Source organism: Streptomyces sp. NPDC043176 (assembly GCF_056436715.1).
Window position 1 is genome coordinate 20,979 of record NZ_JBWKCA010000007.1, and the last position, 12,649, is coordinate 33,627.

Here is a 12,649-nt window from a genome sequence, read left to right on the forward strand (position 1 = left end):
ATGCGCCACCGCCCGCAACTCCCGGACCATGACCGCACAGAGGGCAGTCACCATCGACTGACCGAGGAAGGAAGAGAGGTCAAGCCGTAGGGCGAGTCCCTCTCGCCCTGTGAACGGTGCGGCAAGCCCGACGAGCTGACCTCGATCGTTCGGGTACGACGTCAGCCCGCGGTCCGCGGTACCGGGCGAACACGGTTCCAGGGCCGACAGTCGGGTGAGCGCTGAATTGCGGGGCCGACCGGGCGCGCGTCATCCTGATAGTCGAGGGCAGGTGCTGACGTGCACACCAGCGACGAGATCTACCACCGGGTGCTCTGGGACCCGCGCTTCGACCCCGAGCGGTTCGTGATGGGGATCGCCGAGCGAGGGGCCCCGCCGAAGCGGGTCCTGCTCGGCGACTTCGTACCGGGCGGGGAGATCCCCTGGCACAGGGTGGTGTTCTTCGAGGCGGACGGCCAGGTCGTCTGGGACCGCGCCTCCGGCGTCGACCGGCTCGACGAGACCCTCGTCGGGCAGGTCGGCCCCGTGCCGGCCCCGGCACCCGGCGACGTCCTCGCCGTCCCGCCGACGAACCGCACCGCCGTCGCCTGGCTGCCGCCGGCCGAGCTGTGGCCGCCGATCCAGCACATTCGCCGCGAACACGACCGGCAGATCCGCCGCTGGCCGCCGCACGTCAACGTGCTCTTCGGTTTCGTCCCCGAGGCCGAGTTCCCCCGGGCCCTGCCGCTGGTCGCCGCGGCGCTCGCCGAGACACCGCCGTTCACCGCCCGTCTGGCGGGCGTCCACTGGTTCGGACACCGCGAGGACGCCACCGTCTGGCTCGACCCGGCCGCCGCCGACCACGAGCCCTGGGCACGGTTGCGGGAGTCCCTGGAGCTCCGCTTCCCGCTCTGCGGATCGCACTCGCACGGCTTCACCCCCCATCTCTCCCTCGGCCGTACCCCGGACCCGCACCCCCTCGTCCGCAAGGCTGAGGCCCTCCTCGGCCCCATGACGGCCCGGGTCGACGAGCTGGTCCTGCTCTCCCGGCGCGGCGACGAGCCGATGCGGGTCCGGTCCCGCGTCCTGCTCGGCAGCGGCGACGTGCGTCACCCGCAGAATCCGACCTCACCGGGCGGCCTCCCGTCGTCACCGCCTGTCCAGTCAGACGCTGCACGGGCGTAGATGAGCCCCGCCGGGAGGGGGCGAACCCGGCGCCTGGTGGACCTGTGCCGCGCCGTCGGCGCCGCACCGGTAGGCGCGCCGACGCCTACCGGCGCGGCACCGACGGGGCCGAGGTATGTCGAGCAGCAGGTGTTCGCGGATGCAGGGATCGACCTTCGCCTGCCCCCCCGTGCCGGCCACCGGGGTAGGGGCGGGTGCGCGGATCTTCAGCGCCGTGCGCTCCCTGAGGGTGCACGGGACGGAAGCTGTTCGGTGCGGCCCCGAGGCGGGACGTCAGGCTGTGGCCGTTGTCGTCGCGGGTACTGACGCGCGCCGGACCTGGATGATCCGGAGCTGACTTCCACCGGACCTCCGACCGTTTAGGCCCGCACTCAACGGTGCTCGGGGTTCTCGAAGTCGAACCGGCAGCCGGCGTCCCACTCGGAGCGCTGGTTTCCGTGGGCGGGGATGCCACCGGCGTCCTTGAGCATGCGGGCCAGGTGGAGCTGGTTCCAGGTCATGAAGGTCGTGTTGCGGTTCGTGAAGTCGTTGTCCGGACCGCCGGAGCCGGGGTCGAGGTAGGACGGGCCCGGGCCGGCCGGGCCGACCCAGCCCGCGTCGGCCTGCGGCGGGATGACGTATCCGAGGTGCTGGAGGCTGTAGAGGACGTTCATCGCGCAGTGCTTGGCGCCGTCCTCGTTGCCGGTGATCAGGCAGCCGCCCACACGGCCGTAGTAGGCGTACTGGCCGCGCTCGTTGAGGATCGACGAGCAGGCGTACAGACGCTCGATCACCTTCTTCATGACCGAGGAGTTGTCTCCCAGCCACACCGGCCCCGCTAGGGTCAGGATGTCGGCGGCCATCACCTGCGAGTAGATGACGGGCCACTCGTCCGTCTCCCACCCGTGCTCCGTCATGTCCGGCCAGACGCCGGTCGCGATGTCGATGTCCACCGCCCTGAGCACCTCGACCTGCACGCCCTGGCGCTCCATGATCCCGGTGCTGATGTCGATCAGGCCCTGCGTGTGGCTCCGCTCCGGTGAACGCTTGAGCGTGCAATTGATCACCAGGGCGCGGAGACCACGGTAGGACGTGCCGGTGTCGGTCATGGATGTGTTCCCCTGCGGGCGAGTGGGCGGGTCGGGCGGCGAAACACGCGCGGCTGCCGACGTCGATAGGGCTCCGGGTAGGGCCGGCCGGAGATCCCGCCTACTCTCTCGCCTCGTGGGACGGAATCACCGAACGCCACGCCAGTGCTGACGAAGGCGGCCACCCCCTCACCCGCGTGGCCTCACAGCCATGACATGTGTCGCCGACCCGGATCGGCCCGTACAGCACCAGGATGTCGGCCGCCATCACCCGCTCGTACAGCTCGGACGAGGCGTCCGACTCCCACCCGTGCTCGGTCATGTCCGGCCACACGCCCGTGGCGAGGTCCAGGTCGACCGCCCGCACCAGCGAGGTCGTCACGCCCTGTGCCTCCATGACCGACCGGCTGCGCTCGACGAGCCCCTCGGTGGTGCTGACCCCGGGCGAGCGCTTGAGCGTGCGGTTGAGGAAGAACGCGCTGAGATCGTCGTACCGGTACTCGGCGGAATCGGACGCGGTCGTCGACGGGCTCCTCGCTCCTGGGGGCGGCCCCTCCCGGGACCGCCCCCAGCCTGCGTGCCCCGCCGCCCCCGGGCCACCCGAACGCACGAGGCGGCCGCCGCGGACGGCGTCAGGCGGCGGAGCCGGCGGAATGCTCCGGACCGGCGTCGGGCAGTGGGCGGGCCGCCACGGCGTGGGCCGGTTCCTGATGGCCGCCGGAGGCGATGACGCGGACCTCGTCACGATCGCTGATCTCCGCGCGGATGATGCCGGTCACGTCGGCGTAGACGGGATGGCCTCCGGACCCCTTGAACTCCGTGCGCTCCACGACCACGACGTCCTGGGTGGCCCCCGTGGCGTCGGAGAACACCAGCTCGTATCTGAGTGGGCTCATCTGTCTGATTTTACGCCGATCGGTCGATGCGGCCGCTCAGGCACCGCCTTCTTGCGGGGCGTCACCGGTCGGCTGCGGCTGGTTCTGCGCCGGGGCGTTCTGCTCGCGCAGGAAGTCGATGGCCGCGCGGGTGGCGGTCAGCGCCGTGACGATGGCGGTGAAGAGCGCGGCGTAACGCCGTTGGGCTTCCTCACGCCACGTGTTGAAGGCCGTCTTGCCGGCCTTCGTCGTCATCCGCTTGTCGTGCACCTTCTTCGCCGCGTCCGCGTCGTAGATCTTCGACGCGAGGTAGGACGACCAGGAGGGCGGTGTCGGCGCGGCGCTCACCATCTCCTGCGGGACGGCCCAGTTCCCCGCGCCGCAGGTGGTGGCCAGCGTGACGAGGCCGCTGCTGAAATCGCCGTAGGTGGTGGAGTTCGCGTCGGCTCCGACGGTCGAATCCTCCGGCAGGGTGGCGATGAAGGAGCTGAAGGGGGACCCCTTGTCAGGGTGTCCGTATTCGTGGGCGGCACCCGCGGCGTTCCTCAGGGCTTCCACGGCGGCCGCTTGCGCCGCCCTGAGCTCGAGCCATCGAGCCCGCAGAGCGGGGGACCGGCCGATGGCACGGGTGGTGTCGGTGTCGAGACCCTGATGGAAGGCGGTCAGCGCGGCCGCGAGCTGCGTGATGATCGTGTCGGCGGCGGAGTCGAGGGAGTTGAAGACGTGGTCTCCCTGGACCTTTCCGCCCGACGCGCCTCCCTTCGAGGACCCTTCCCCGTTGTTCTTCTTGCCGCGCTGCACCCACACCCCGCCCCCCGGCTTCCCGGTCGCGGCCCGCTGGAGGGGTGCCTCGGCGGGAGGGGAGCTCATGACGCGGCGGGCGTTGGCCTCGGCTTCGCGTTCGAACCGGTCGGAGGGGTCGGAGACCTTGAGGCCGGCGCCGTTGTCGGTGCCGGCGACGGGGCCCTGGCGCTGCTGGACGACGTGGGTGAGCTCGTGGGCCAGGGTGTGCTTGTCGGCGCCGCCGTCACCGATGACGACATGGCTGCCGGAGGTGTAGGCGCGGGCCCCGACCTCGGCGGCGGATGCCCGGGCGGCGGCGTCGTCGTGGATGCGGACGTCGGAGAAGTCCGCGCCGAGTCGGGCCTCCATGTCGGTGCGGGTCACCTCGTCCAGGGCACGGCCGCCGGAACGCAGCACGTCGTGGACGGCGGAGCGCTGCACGGCGGGCTCCTCGACGGTCCCGTGTCCGCAGCCCGCGCCGTGCCGGTGCTCCTCCTGGGCCCAGGCGTGCCCGCTCTCCTTGAGCAGCTGGACCACGGCGGCGTTCCCCGCGAGCCGCTGGATCTCGGCGAGATCGGGCCGCTCCACCGGGCTCGGAGCCTGGCCCGGAGGCCTCGGCCGCTCCGGCCTCCTGACGGAGGACGCCGGGTCGGGCGCGTGGTCGTGACGCATGGAGTGCCTTTCGTCGGGTGCCGGACGGCATCGACTCCACCGGAGTGCGGGTGGCGGGGGAAGGGCCCCGGGTGCAGCTCCGTGGGCAGGCATCGCTGCCCGAAGGGCCGTCCGGCACGCGGCGGACCCCCTACCGGACCACCGCGTCGACCAGCGCGGCGAGGGCCGCGCCGAGGGCCTCGACCCCACGGTTCGCCGGGCCGCCCGGCTCGTCCATGTACAGATCGCGGCGGATCTCGACCATCAGCGCCGAGACCCGCGGGTCATGGCCGTAGTACCGCAGGGGCACGTACGTCCCGGCGAACGGCGTGTCCGTCGCCACGCCCCCGAACCCGCCGAACGCCTCCCGCGCCGCGGCGAGCAGCGCGGGAGGCGTGTGGAACGCGTCCGTGCCCAGGCAGACCGGCGGCCGGGGCCCGTCGCCGTGGAGCTCGTACGGCAGCGGCTCCGTCGGGTACGAGTGGACGTCCACGATCACCGCCCGGCCCGTTCTCGCCAGCCGGTCGGCCACGGCCGCGGTCATGCCCTCGGCGTACGGCGTGAAGTACCGGTCGAGCAGCGGCTCCGGGTCGAACCCGGCGGGCCGCAGCTCGGCGCGGTGCGTGGTGCGCGTGTACACCGCGCCCATCCCGACGGCGAGCATCTCCTCGCGCTCGTCGGGGAACCTCTCCGGGTCCACGACCAGCCGGGACAGCCGGTTGACGAACCGCCAGGGCGTCGTCCCGGCCGCCCCGGCCGCGACGGCCGCGATCGCCTCCGTGTGGGAGTCGGTGATGTGGGCCAGCTCGGCGGCCAGCTCCTCGTCGCCGAGGAGAATGCCGTCGCGCACGTCCGGGGGCACCACGGGCGAGGAGTGCGGCACATGGAGGAGGACGGGGGAGTCCGGGGCGCCGGCGAGAAGAGCGAAGGAGTCCGGGGTCATCGCCTCACCCTTCCACAGGGCGGCCGCCGACGGGGCCGTTCGGGGTCCCCCCGGCCCGTTCCGGCGCAAAGCCGCTGGTTAGAGTGGTGCGAGGTCGCGCCGCCGTACCAGGACCGGGCGCGAGACCGGGCCGACTGTCGATCACAGGGTCCCGTACGACCACCCCGACCCCGTCTCGTCCCGGCCCCCGGCCGCCTGCCCCGGAAACACCGCATCACATGAGCACCGACACCGCCCCGACCGACACCGTCCCGCGCTCCGACACCGGCGCCACCGCCCCCGCGGTTCCCCGCCGGCCGAGGATCACCGGCCGGGCCCCGGCCCGCCCGGCACCCGTCGCGGCCTTCCACAGCGTCAGCGCGGCGACCGCGGCCCTGCTGGGACTCGTCGCGATCGGCGCACTGATCCACGAGCCGGTCCTGATACCGCCGCTGGCCGCCAGCGCGGCCCTGGTGCACTGCGCCCCCGCGCTGCCCCTCGCCCAGCCCCGCAGCGTGATCGTCGGTCACCTCCTCGGGGCCGCCGCCGGATACTCGGTGGCGGCGGCCGCCGGCGGCAGCGCGTGGGCCGCGGCCGTCGCCGCCGGTGTGACCCTCGCACTCACCACGCTCGCCAGGACCCCGCACTCACCGGCCTGCGCGACCTCGGTCGTCATCGTGCTCCAGGCGCCCGCCCCGGCCCGTTTCGTCCCGCTCCTCTTCGGGTCGACGGTCCTCCTCGTCCTGACCGCGTACTGCGCGTCCCGCATCCGCCGCCGGGCACCGAGGTACCCCGCCTACTGGTGGTGACCCGGGCCCTGCGCCCCACGTGAGCGCCGTACGCCCTCCGCGGCGCGCCGTGAGCCGGGCGCCTGCGGCCGGTGCGCCCCGGAGCGGTGCACGCCCGGGCGCCGTTCCCGTGGGTGATCGGGTCAGGTTGCGGCCCCTTCCGGTCGGAAACCCCGGTCAGGCCCAGGATCGTCCCCTGCCGGGACCGCCAGGGGCGTATTCCCTTTCTTGCGATGCCCGCACGTGCATCGGCGCACCGAAGGGGAGAGAACCGCATGCCGTCCTCCTTGCCCCACCTCCGGCAGGACTTCGCCGCGTCCCTCGTCGTCTTCCTCGTGGCGCTCCCGCTCTGCATCGGGGTGGCAGTAGCCTCGGGCGTCCCCGCCGAACTCGGCCTGGTCACCGGCATCGTCGGAGGCGTGGTCACCGGCCTGATGCGGGGGAGCAGCCTCCAGGTCTCCGGTCCGGCCGCGGGACTCACCGTCCTCGTCTTCGAGGCGGTCCGCAGCTTCGGACTGCCCGCGCTCGGCGTCGCCGTACTCCTCGCCGGACTGCTCCAGATCGTGATGGGCCTGCTCAAGTGGGGCCGCTGGTTCCGTGCCATCTCCGTCTCGGTCGTCGAGGGCATGCTCGCCGGCATCGGCCTCGTCATCGTGGCCGGGCAGCTCTACGCGGCGGCCGGCATCAGCGCCCCGGTCTCGGGCCTGGAGCGGCTCGCCGGACTGCCCGCCGCCCTCTGGGACGCCCTGACCGGCGCCGTCGGCCTGGCGCCGCTCGCCGTCGCGGCCTTCACCGTCCTCGTGATCGTGGGATGGCGGCGTGTCCCGAAGCGGCTGCGGGCCGTTCCCGGCGCGCTCGTCGCGGTCCTGCTGACGGCCCTCGCGACGGCCCTGTTCGAGCTGCCGGTGGCCACCGTGCGGGTGAGCGGGGTCCTTGACTCGGTACGGCTGCCCGGAACGGACGTCTTCGCCGCGCTGACCGACGTCGCCCTGCTCGGCACGGTCCTCGCCTTCGCGTTGATCGCCTCCGCCGAGTCGCTCTTCGGCGCCGCGGCCGTGGACCGGCTGCACGACGGGCCCCGTACCGACTACGACAAGGAACTGCTCGCCCAGGGGTTCGGCAACACCGTCTGCGGTCTGCTCGGCGCACTGCCGATGACCGCCGTGATCGTGCGCAGCTCCGCCAACGTCCAGGCCGGGGCCAGGACGAAGGCGTCCCGGGTCCTCCACGGCGTGTGGCTGCTGCTCTTCGCGGCCCTGCTGCCCGCCACCCTCACCCACGTGCCGCTCGCGGCGCTCGCCGGCATCCTCGTCCACGCCGGCTGGAAACTGATCCCCTTCCGGGGCGTCGTCGCGCTGTGGCGCGGCCACCGGGGCGAGGCCTTCGTCCTCGTCGCGACGGCCGTCGCCATCGTCACCGTCAGCATGCTCGAAGGCGTCCTGATCGGCCTCGTCCTCTCCGTCGCCAAGGCGGCTTGGGACGTCTCCCACCTCAGGGTGGAGCACACCGACGACGGCCACGGCCCCGTGCGGGTACGGCTGTCCGGCAACGCCAACTTCCTGCGCCTGCCGAAGATCCTCGACACGCTCGACTCCCTGCCCGGCGACCGGCCCGTCGAACTGGACCTCGCCGGCGTCCAGCACCTCGACCACGCCTGCCGTGCGGCCCTCGAAGCGTGGGCCGAGCGCCACCGCACGGCCGGCACCGCCTCCGTGCTCCTGCACGGGCACCCGTGACCCCCTCCCTCCACGAGCAACCGTGACTTCCTCGGTGCGGTGCGCCGAGGAAGTCACGGGCGCGTTCGTCGGGGCGGGGAGGTCACGGGCGCGTTCGTCGGGGCGGGGAACCCGTCACGGACGGTCCCCCGGGCGGGCGGCGACGAACGAGGGGCGCCGGACCGGGGCGGCGAACGGCAGCTCGGGGAGGTTCTCGACGCTGTTGAAGACGAGGAACACGTTGCTCCGCGGGTACGGGGTGATGTTGTCGCCCGACCCGTGCAGGGCGTTGCAGTCGAACCAGGTGGCGGAGCCCGCCGGGCCCGTGAAGTGGCGGATCCCGCAGGCGTCCGCGAAGGTCGTCAGCGCCTCGTGGGAGGGCGTCCCGGCGTCCTGCATCTGCAGGGACCGCTTGTAGTTGTCGCGGGGCGTCTCGCCCGCGCAGCCCAGGAAGGTGCGGTGCGAGCCCGGCATGATCATCAGGCTGCCGTTGGTCGTGTGGTTCGGCGTCAGCGCGATCGACACCGACACCGTCCGCATCTGCGGCAGGCCGTCCTCGGCGTGCCAGGTCTCGAAGTCGGAGTGCCAGTAGAAGCCGCTGGCGCCGAATCCGGGCTTGACGTTGATCCGCGACTGGTGGACGTAGACGTCGGAGCCCAGGATCTGGCGGGCGCGGCCCACGATCCGCGGGTCCTCCGCGAGCCGGGCGAAGACCTCGCTGATCCGGTGGACCTCGAAGACGGAGCGGATCTCCTGGGAGCGGGGCTCGACGATCGCCCGCTCGTCCGACCGCAGGCCGGGGTCGGTGACGAGCCGGTCCAGTTCGGCGCGGAGTTCGTCGACCTCGGCGGGGGTGACGAGTTCGTCCACCGTGACGAACCCGTCGCGGTCGTAGTCGGCCAGTTCACGGGCCCAGAAGGGGCCCGGGGTGCCGGGCTCGGACCACACGACGGGGTCCTTGCGTCCGATGAGCACCTCCTCGGCGCCGCGGGTGGGGTAGAGGTCGACGGGGCGTGCGGGGGCGGAGGTCATGGGGCGGGGGGCCTTCCTTTCGGGTACGGACCGGTCTGCGGGCGCGTCGTCGCCTCAGGCCGGGTCGGGCTCGGTGAGGAGGGGGTAGACGCCGTTCGCGTCGTGGTCCTCGCGGCCGGTGACGGGCGGGTTGAAGACGCACAGGCAGCGGAAGTCACGCTTGACCTTGAGGGTGTGGCGCTCGTGCCGGTCGAGCAGGTACATCGTTCCGGGCACGATGGTGTGCGTCAGGCCCGTCTCGTGGTCGGTGAGCTCGGCCTCGCCTGCGGTGCAGACGACGGCTTCGACGTGGTGCGCGTACCACATGGAGGTCTCGGTTCCGGCGTACAGGACCGTCTCGTGGAGGGAGAAGCCGACACGCTCGCGGGCCAGCACGATGCGCTTGCTCTCCCAGGTCCCGGACGCGGCCCTCACGTGCCGCTCGGTGTTCTCCAGCTCGTCGAAGGAACGGACGATCATGGGCGGTGGCCTTTCCGTGGCGGGGTGGGCGGGTGAGCCGATCGGGGCTCGGGGCGGGTGCTCAGGCGGCGAGACGGCCGGCGGTGTGGCGCACGGAGCGGGCCAGGATGCCGAGGCCCTCGTCGAGTTCGTCGTCCGTGGCGGTCAGCGGGGGCAGCAGTTTGACGACCTCGCCGCGCGGCCCCGACGTCTCCAGGAGCAGCCCGAGTTCGAAGGCCCGCCGGCACACGGCCTCGGCGCGCTCCCCGTCGGCGAACTCCAGGCCCCACACCAGGCCGCGCCCGCGGACGGCGCGGCCCGCGCGTCCGTCGGCGTCGCACAGGTCGAGGAGGGCGCTCTCCACCCGGTCCGCCCGGCCGAGCGTGCGCTCGCGCAGGGCGCTGTCCCGCCAGTACGCGTCCAGGGCGGCGGTGGCGGTCACGAAGGCGGGGTTGTTGCCGCGGAAGGTGCCGTTGTGCTCGCCCGGCTCCCACACGTCGAGTTCCGGCCGGAACAGGCAGAGGGCCAGGGGGAGGCCGTAGCCGCTGATGGACTTGGAGAGGGTGACGATGTCGGGCGTGATGCCCGACTCCTCGAAGGAGAAGAAGTCGCCGGTGCGGCCGCAGCCCATCTGGACGTCGTCCACGACGAGGAGCATGTCGTGCCGGCGGCAGAGCTCGGAGAGCCCGCGGAGCCATGCGGCGCGGGCGACGTTGACGCCGCCCTCGCCCTGCACCGTCTCGACGATGACGGCGGCGGGGTGGTCGAGGCCGGAGCCGGGGTCGTCGAGGAGCCGCTCGAACCAGAGGAAGTCCGGGACCAGGTCGCCGAGGTAGTGGTCGAAGGGCATCCGGGTGGCGTGGTGGAGGGACACGCCGGCCCCGGCGCGTTTGGCGGCGTTGCCGGTGACGGCGAGCGAGCCGAGCGACATCCCGTGGAAGGCGTTGGTGAAGGAGACGACCGTTTCCCTGCCGGTGACCTTGCGGGCGAGCTTGAGGGCGGCCTCGACCGCGTTGGTGCCCGTCGGGCCGGGGAACATCACCTTGTACGGCAGGGCCCGGGGCTCCAGGACGGTCGCGCGGAAGGCCTCCAGGAAGTCGCGTTTGGCCGTGGTCGACATGTCGAGGCCGTGGGTGACGCCGTCGTCGGCGAGGTAGTCGAGGAGGGCGCGCTTGAGCACCGGGTTGTTGTGGCCGTAGTTCAGCGAGCCCGCGCCGGCGAAGAAGTCGAGGTACGGCCGCCCCTGTTCGTCGTACAGCCGGCTGCCGGTGGCGCGCTCGAAGACGACCGGCCAGGCGCGGCAGTAGCTGCGGACCTCCGACTCGACGGTCTCGAAGACGGAGGGGGCGATGTCGGTGAGGGTCACGGAGGGTCTTCTCCAGGGTGTCGTTCGGCGTGTGTGCGTGTGTGCGTGTGTGCGTGCGGGTGCGGGTGCGGGTGCGGGACGGCTCAGGCTTCGGGGGAGCCGAGGGGACCGATGCGGTACAGCACCTCGGACTCGTGCCCCGCCGTGGGGAAGGCGGCGGCGGGGAAGAGGACCTCCTGGGTGAGGTCCGTCCCGTGCCGGCGGGCGTAGGACCGGAAGAGCCGGTCGGACGCCAGGTTCCCCGGCGTGACGGTCGCCTCGATCCGGTGCAGGCCGTGTTCGGCGGCCACGCGGTCGGACAGGGCGTCCAGCAGGGCCCCGGCTACCCCGGTTCCGCGGTGCGAACCCTCCACGGCGACCTGCCAGACGAACAGCGTTCCCGGTGCGTCGGGGCGCAGATAGCCGGTGACGAAGCCGACGGGGCGGCCGGAGGCGTCCCGGGCGACGGCGGTGGTGTCGGCGAAGTCACGGCACCACAGCAGGTAGCTGTACGGAGAGTTGAGGTCGAGCTCGCCGGAGCCGCGGGCGATCCGCCAGAGGTCGGCGCCGTCCGCGACGTGGGCCGGTCCGATGGTGACGCCGTCGACAGGGGAGGTCAGAGGGGCAGTGGGCGCAGTGGTCATGGGCGCCGAAGCTACCGAGCGACCGTCTGAACTTCCTCGGGCCAAGGGGTTGTTCGAGAGGTCGTGGGCGTGATAGATGCGCCGGGCGCTCCGGTGGGCGGAATCGACCTTGCGGTGCACGGCGACACGCACGAAATGCGGACAGAATGCCCGTTTGTAACGGATGGATAACGTCCCACGAAGTGGGCGTCCGGCTCTTCGGCAACATGAGAAAATCCGGCGCTTCGCGTTTGAAGGCGTCCGGAGTGGTCATGCGTAGGGGTCGGCCCGGGCACCCGTGAGGTGCCCGGGCCGGTCGGCCGGGTCTACCAGATCGCCTCGATCCACTCCGGGTGGTCGATGAACGGGTTCCGGTTGTGCTGGTAGGTGTTGAAGATGATGTCGTTGCGGCGCTCTTCGAACGCGCTCGGCGGGTCCTGCTCGTTCCACTGCTTCAGGACCGAGAGGCGGCCGTGGAAGGGGACGCTGCCGTTGGTGGTCGAGTCGTTGGGCTCCAGGTCCGCCCAGGCGTCGTCGCCCTCGTAGCGGACGGCCATGTAGAGGATCATGCGGGCCACGTCGCCCTTGTCGGCGTCGCGCGGCTCGAAGGAGTTGCTGTCCGTGTAGCTGCCGGGCGCGCCGCTGACCGCGCTGCCGCCGTTGTCGAAGTCCTTGTTGCCGCGGATGCCGTTGACCTGGACGTCCGCCGCGCGCAGGTGGTGGAGGTCGGTGCCGGGGCCGGCGGAGGTGCCGAAGTTGCCGTGGGACTGGGCCCAGGTGTGCTCGCGGTTCCAGTCGCCCACGTCGCCGCCGTTGAGGGACTTGCTGCGGGAGGTGCCGCTGTAGAGCAGGAGCACGTTGGCGGTGTTGTTCGGGTCCTGGTCGGTGTTCTTCAGGGCGTTCCAGACCGCGTCGTACGAGATCCTGCTCTGGCTGCCGATGATCGTGTGCAGCGAGGACTTCAGGCTGGTCCCGGTCTTGCCGATCGCGTTCTTGTAGTACGTGCTGTCGTACGCCGTGGTGGTGGCGCTCGCGGGGGTCGCGGTGACCGTCGGGAGGGTGAGGGAGACGAGGACGGCGGCTATGGATGCCGCCCAGGCCTTCCGGCGGCCTGTCTGTGCAACGGACATGGGGGGTGCCCTTTCCCGGGTGCGTCACGCGCCGGGACGCGGACCGGCTCAAGGGTTCCGCGTTCTACGCGTGTTGACTTCGTGTCAGCCGGGAGCGTGGCACAAGACAGGTACCT

General features: G+C 72.2%; 12 protein-coding genes and 1 pseudogene. 3 read left to right on the forward strand and 10 right to left on the reverse strand.

Annotated elements, in window-relative coordinates; translation table 11 throughout:
• The first annotated feature begins 279 nt into the window (after positions 1–279).
• Positions 280–1,164: an RNA repair domain-containing protein gene (locus tag AC067A_RS13530; protein WP_478618849.1), complete on the forward strand. Its 885-nt coding sequence runs from the start codon at positions 280–282 to the stop codon at positions 1,162–1,164.
• Between the two features lie 371 nt (positions 1,165–1,535).
• Here the strand turns inward: AC067A_RS13530 and AC067A_RS13535 are convergent, their stop codons facing one another.
• From AC067A_RS13535 to AC067A_RS13555, 5 genes and pseudogenes are all read right to left on the reverse strand, one after another.
• Positions 1,536–2,252: a flavodoxin family protein gene (locus tag AC067A_RS13535; protein ID WP_478618850.1), complete on the reverse strand. Its 717-nt coding sequence runs from the start codon at positions 2,250–2,252 to the stop codon at positions 1,536–1,538.
• Between the two features lie 199 nt (positions 2,253–2,451).
• Positions 2,452–2,760: pseudogene (locus tag AC067A_RS13540) on the reverse strand (flavodoxin family protein); the annotation flags it as partial.
• Between the two features lie 103 nt (positions 2,761–2,863).
• Positions 2,864–3,127 (reverse strand): DUF6296 family protein, encoded by a 264-nt coding sequence (locus AC067A_RS13545; protein ID WP_478618851.1) that lies wholly within the window; start codon positions 3,125–3,127, stop codon positions 2,864–2,866.
• Positions 3,128–3,163: 36 nt separating this feature from the next.
• Positions 3,164–4,561 (reverse strand): eCIS core domain-containing protein, encoded by a 1,398-nt coding sequence (locus AC067A_RS13550; protein ID WP_478618853.1) that lies wholly within the window; start codon positions 4,559–4,561, stop codon positions 3,164–3,166.
• A 130-nt stretch (positions 4,562–4,691) separates the two neighbouring features.
• Positions 4,692–5,483 (reverse strand): N-formylglutamate amidohydrolase, encoded by a 792-nt coding sequence (locus tag AC067A_RS13555; RefSeq protein WP_478618856.1) that lies wholly within the window; start codon positions 5,481–5,483, stop codon positions 4,692–4,694.
• Positions 5,484–5,701: 218 nt separating this feature from the next.
• Here AC067A_RS13555 and AC067A_RS13560 point away from each other — a divergent pair, with 218 nt between their 5' ends.
• Together AC067A_RS13560 and AC067A_RS13565 are read left to right on the forward strand one after the other, a co-directional pair.
• A complete protein-coding gene (locus tag AC067A_RS13560; RefSeq protein ID WP_478618857.1) occupies positions 5,702–6,271 on the forward strand; it encodes an HPP family protein in 570 nt (189 codons plus the stop codon).
• A 254-nt stretch (positions 6,272–6,525) separates the two neighbouring features.
• On the forward strand, positions 6,526–7,986 hold the full coding sequence (locus tag AC067A_RS13565) for a SulP family inorganic anion transporter (RefSeq protein WP_478618860.1): 1,461 nt from the start codon (positions 6,526–6,528) through the stop codon (positions 7,984–7,986).
• A 114-nt stretch (positions 7,987–8,100) separates the two neighbouring features.
• Here the strand turns inward: AC067A_RS13565 and thpD are convergent, their stop codons facing one another.
• The 5 genes from thpD to AC067A_RS13590 all read right to left on the reverse strand — a co-directional run bounded on the left by thpD (position 8,101) and on the right by AC067A_RS13590 (position 12,533).
• Positions 8,101–8,997, reverse strand: coding sequence for an ectoine hydroxylase (gene thpD / locus AC067A_RS13570; protein WP_478618862.1), 897 nt, complete (start codon positions 8,995–8,997; stop codon positions 8,101–8,103).
• Between the two features lie 54 nt (positions 8,998–9,051).
• Entirely contained in the window at positions 9,052–9,456 is a 405-nt protein-coding gene (locus AC067A_RS13575; RefSeq protein ID WP_478618864.1) for an ectoine synthase, read from the reverse strand.
• 61 nt (positions 9,457–9,517) lie between these two features.
• Entirely contained in the window at positions 9,518–10,801 is a 1,284-nt protein-coding gene (ectB, locus tag AC067A_RS13580) for a diaminobutyrate--2-oxoglutarate transaminase (RefSeq protein WP_478618866.1), read from the reverse strand.
• A gap of 83 nt (positions 10,802–10,884) precedes the next feature.
• Positions 10,885–11,424 carry a diaminobutyrate acetyltransferase gene (gene ectA / locus AC067A_RS13585; protein ID WP_478618869.1) on the reverse strand — a complete coding sequence of 180 codons (540 nt, stop codon included), beginning with the start codon at positions 11,422–11,424 and terminating at the stop codon, positions 10,885–10,887.
• A 305-nt stretch (positions 11,425–11,729) separates the two neighbouring features.
• A complete protein-coding gene (locus tag AC067A_RS13590; protein ID WP_478618871.1) occupies positions 11,730–12,533 on the reverse strand; it encodes an endonuclease I family protein in 804 nt (267 codons plus the stop codon).
• Positions 12,534–12,649 lie beyond the last annotated feature (116 nt).

Coding starts and splice junctions, on each gene's coding strand:
- AC067A_RS13535 (WP_478618850.1), bottom strand. CDS start 2,252: ATGACCGACACCGGCACGTCCTACCGTGGTCTCCGCGCCCTGGTGATC.
- AC067A_RS13545 (WP_478618851.1), bottom strand. CDS start 3,127: ATGAGCCCACTCAGATACGAGCTGGTGTTCTCCGACGCCACGGGGGCC.
- AC067A_RS13550 (WP_478618853.1), bottom strand. CDS start 4,561: ATGCGTCACGACCACGCGCCCGACCCGGCGTCCTCCGTCAGGAGGCCG.
- AC067A_RS13555 (WP_478618856.1), bottom strand. CDS start 5,483: ATGACCCCGGACTCCTTCGCTCTTCTCGCCGGCGCCCCGGACTCCCCC.
- AC067A_RS13560 (WP_478618857.1), top strand. CDS start 5,702: ATGAGCACCGACACCGCCCCGACCGACACCGTCCCGCGCTCCGACACC.
- AC067A_RS13565 (WP_478618860.1), top strand. CDS start 6,526: ATGCCGTCCTCCTTGCCCCACCTCCGGCAGGACTTCGCCGCGTCCCTC.
- thpD (WP_478618862.1), bottom strand. CDS start 8,997: ATGACCTCCGCCCCCGCACGCCCCGTCGACCTCTACCCCACCCGCGGC.
- AC067A_RS13575 (WP_478618864.1), bottom strand. CDS start 9,456: ATGATCGTCCGTTCCTTCGACGAGCTGGAGAACACCGAGCGGCACGTG.
- ectA (WP_478618869.1), bottom strand. CDS start 11,424: ATGACCACTGCGCCCACTGCCCCTCTGACCTCCCCTGTCGACGGCGTC.
- AC067A_RS13590 (WP_478618871.1), bottom strand. CDS start 12,533: ATGTCCGTTGCACAGACAGGCCGCCGGAAGGCCTGGGCGGCATCCATA.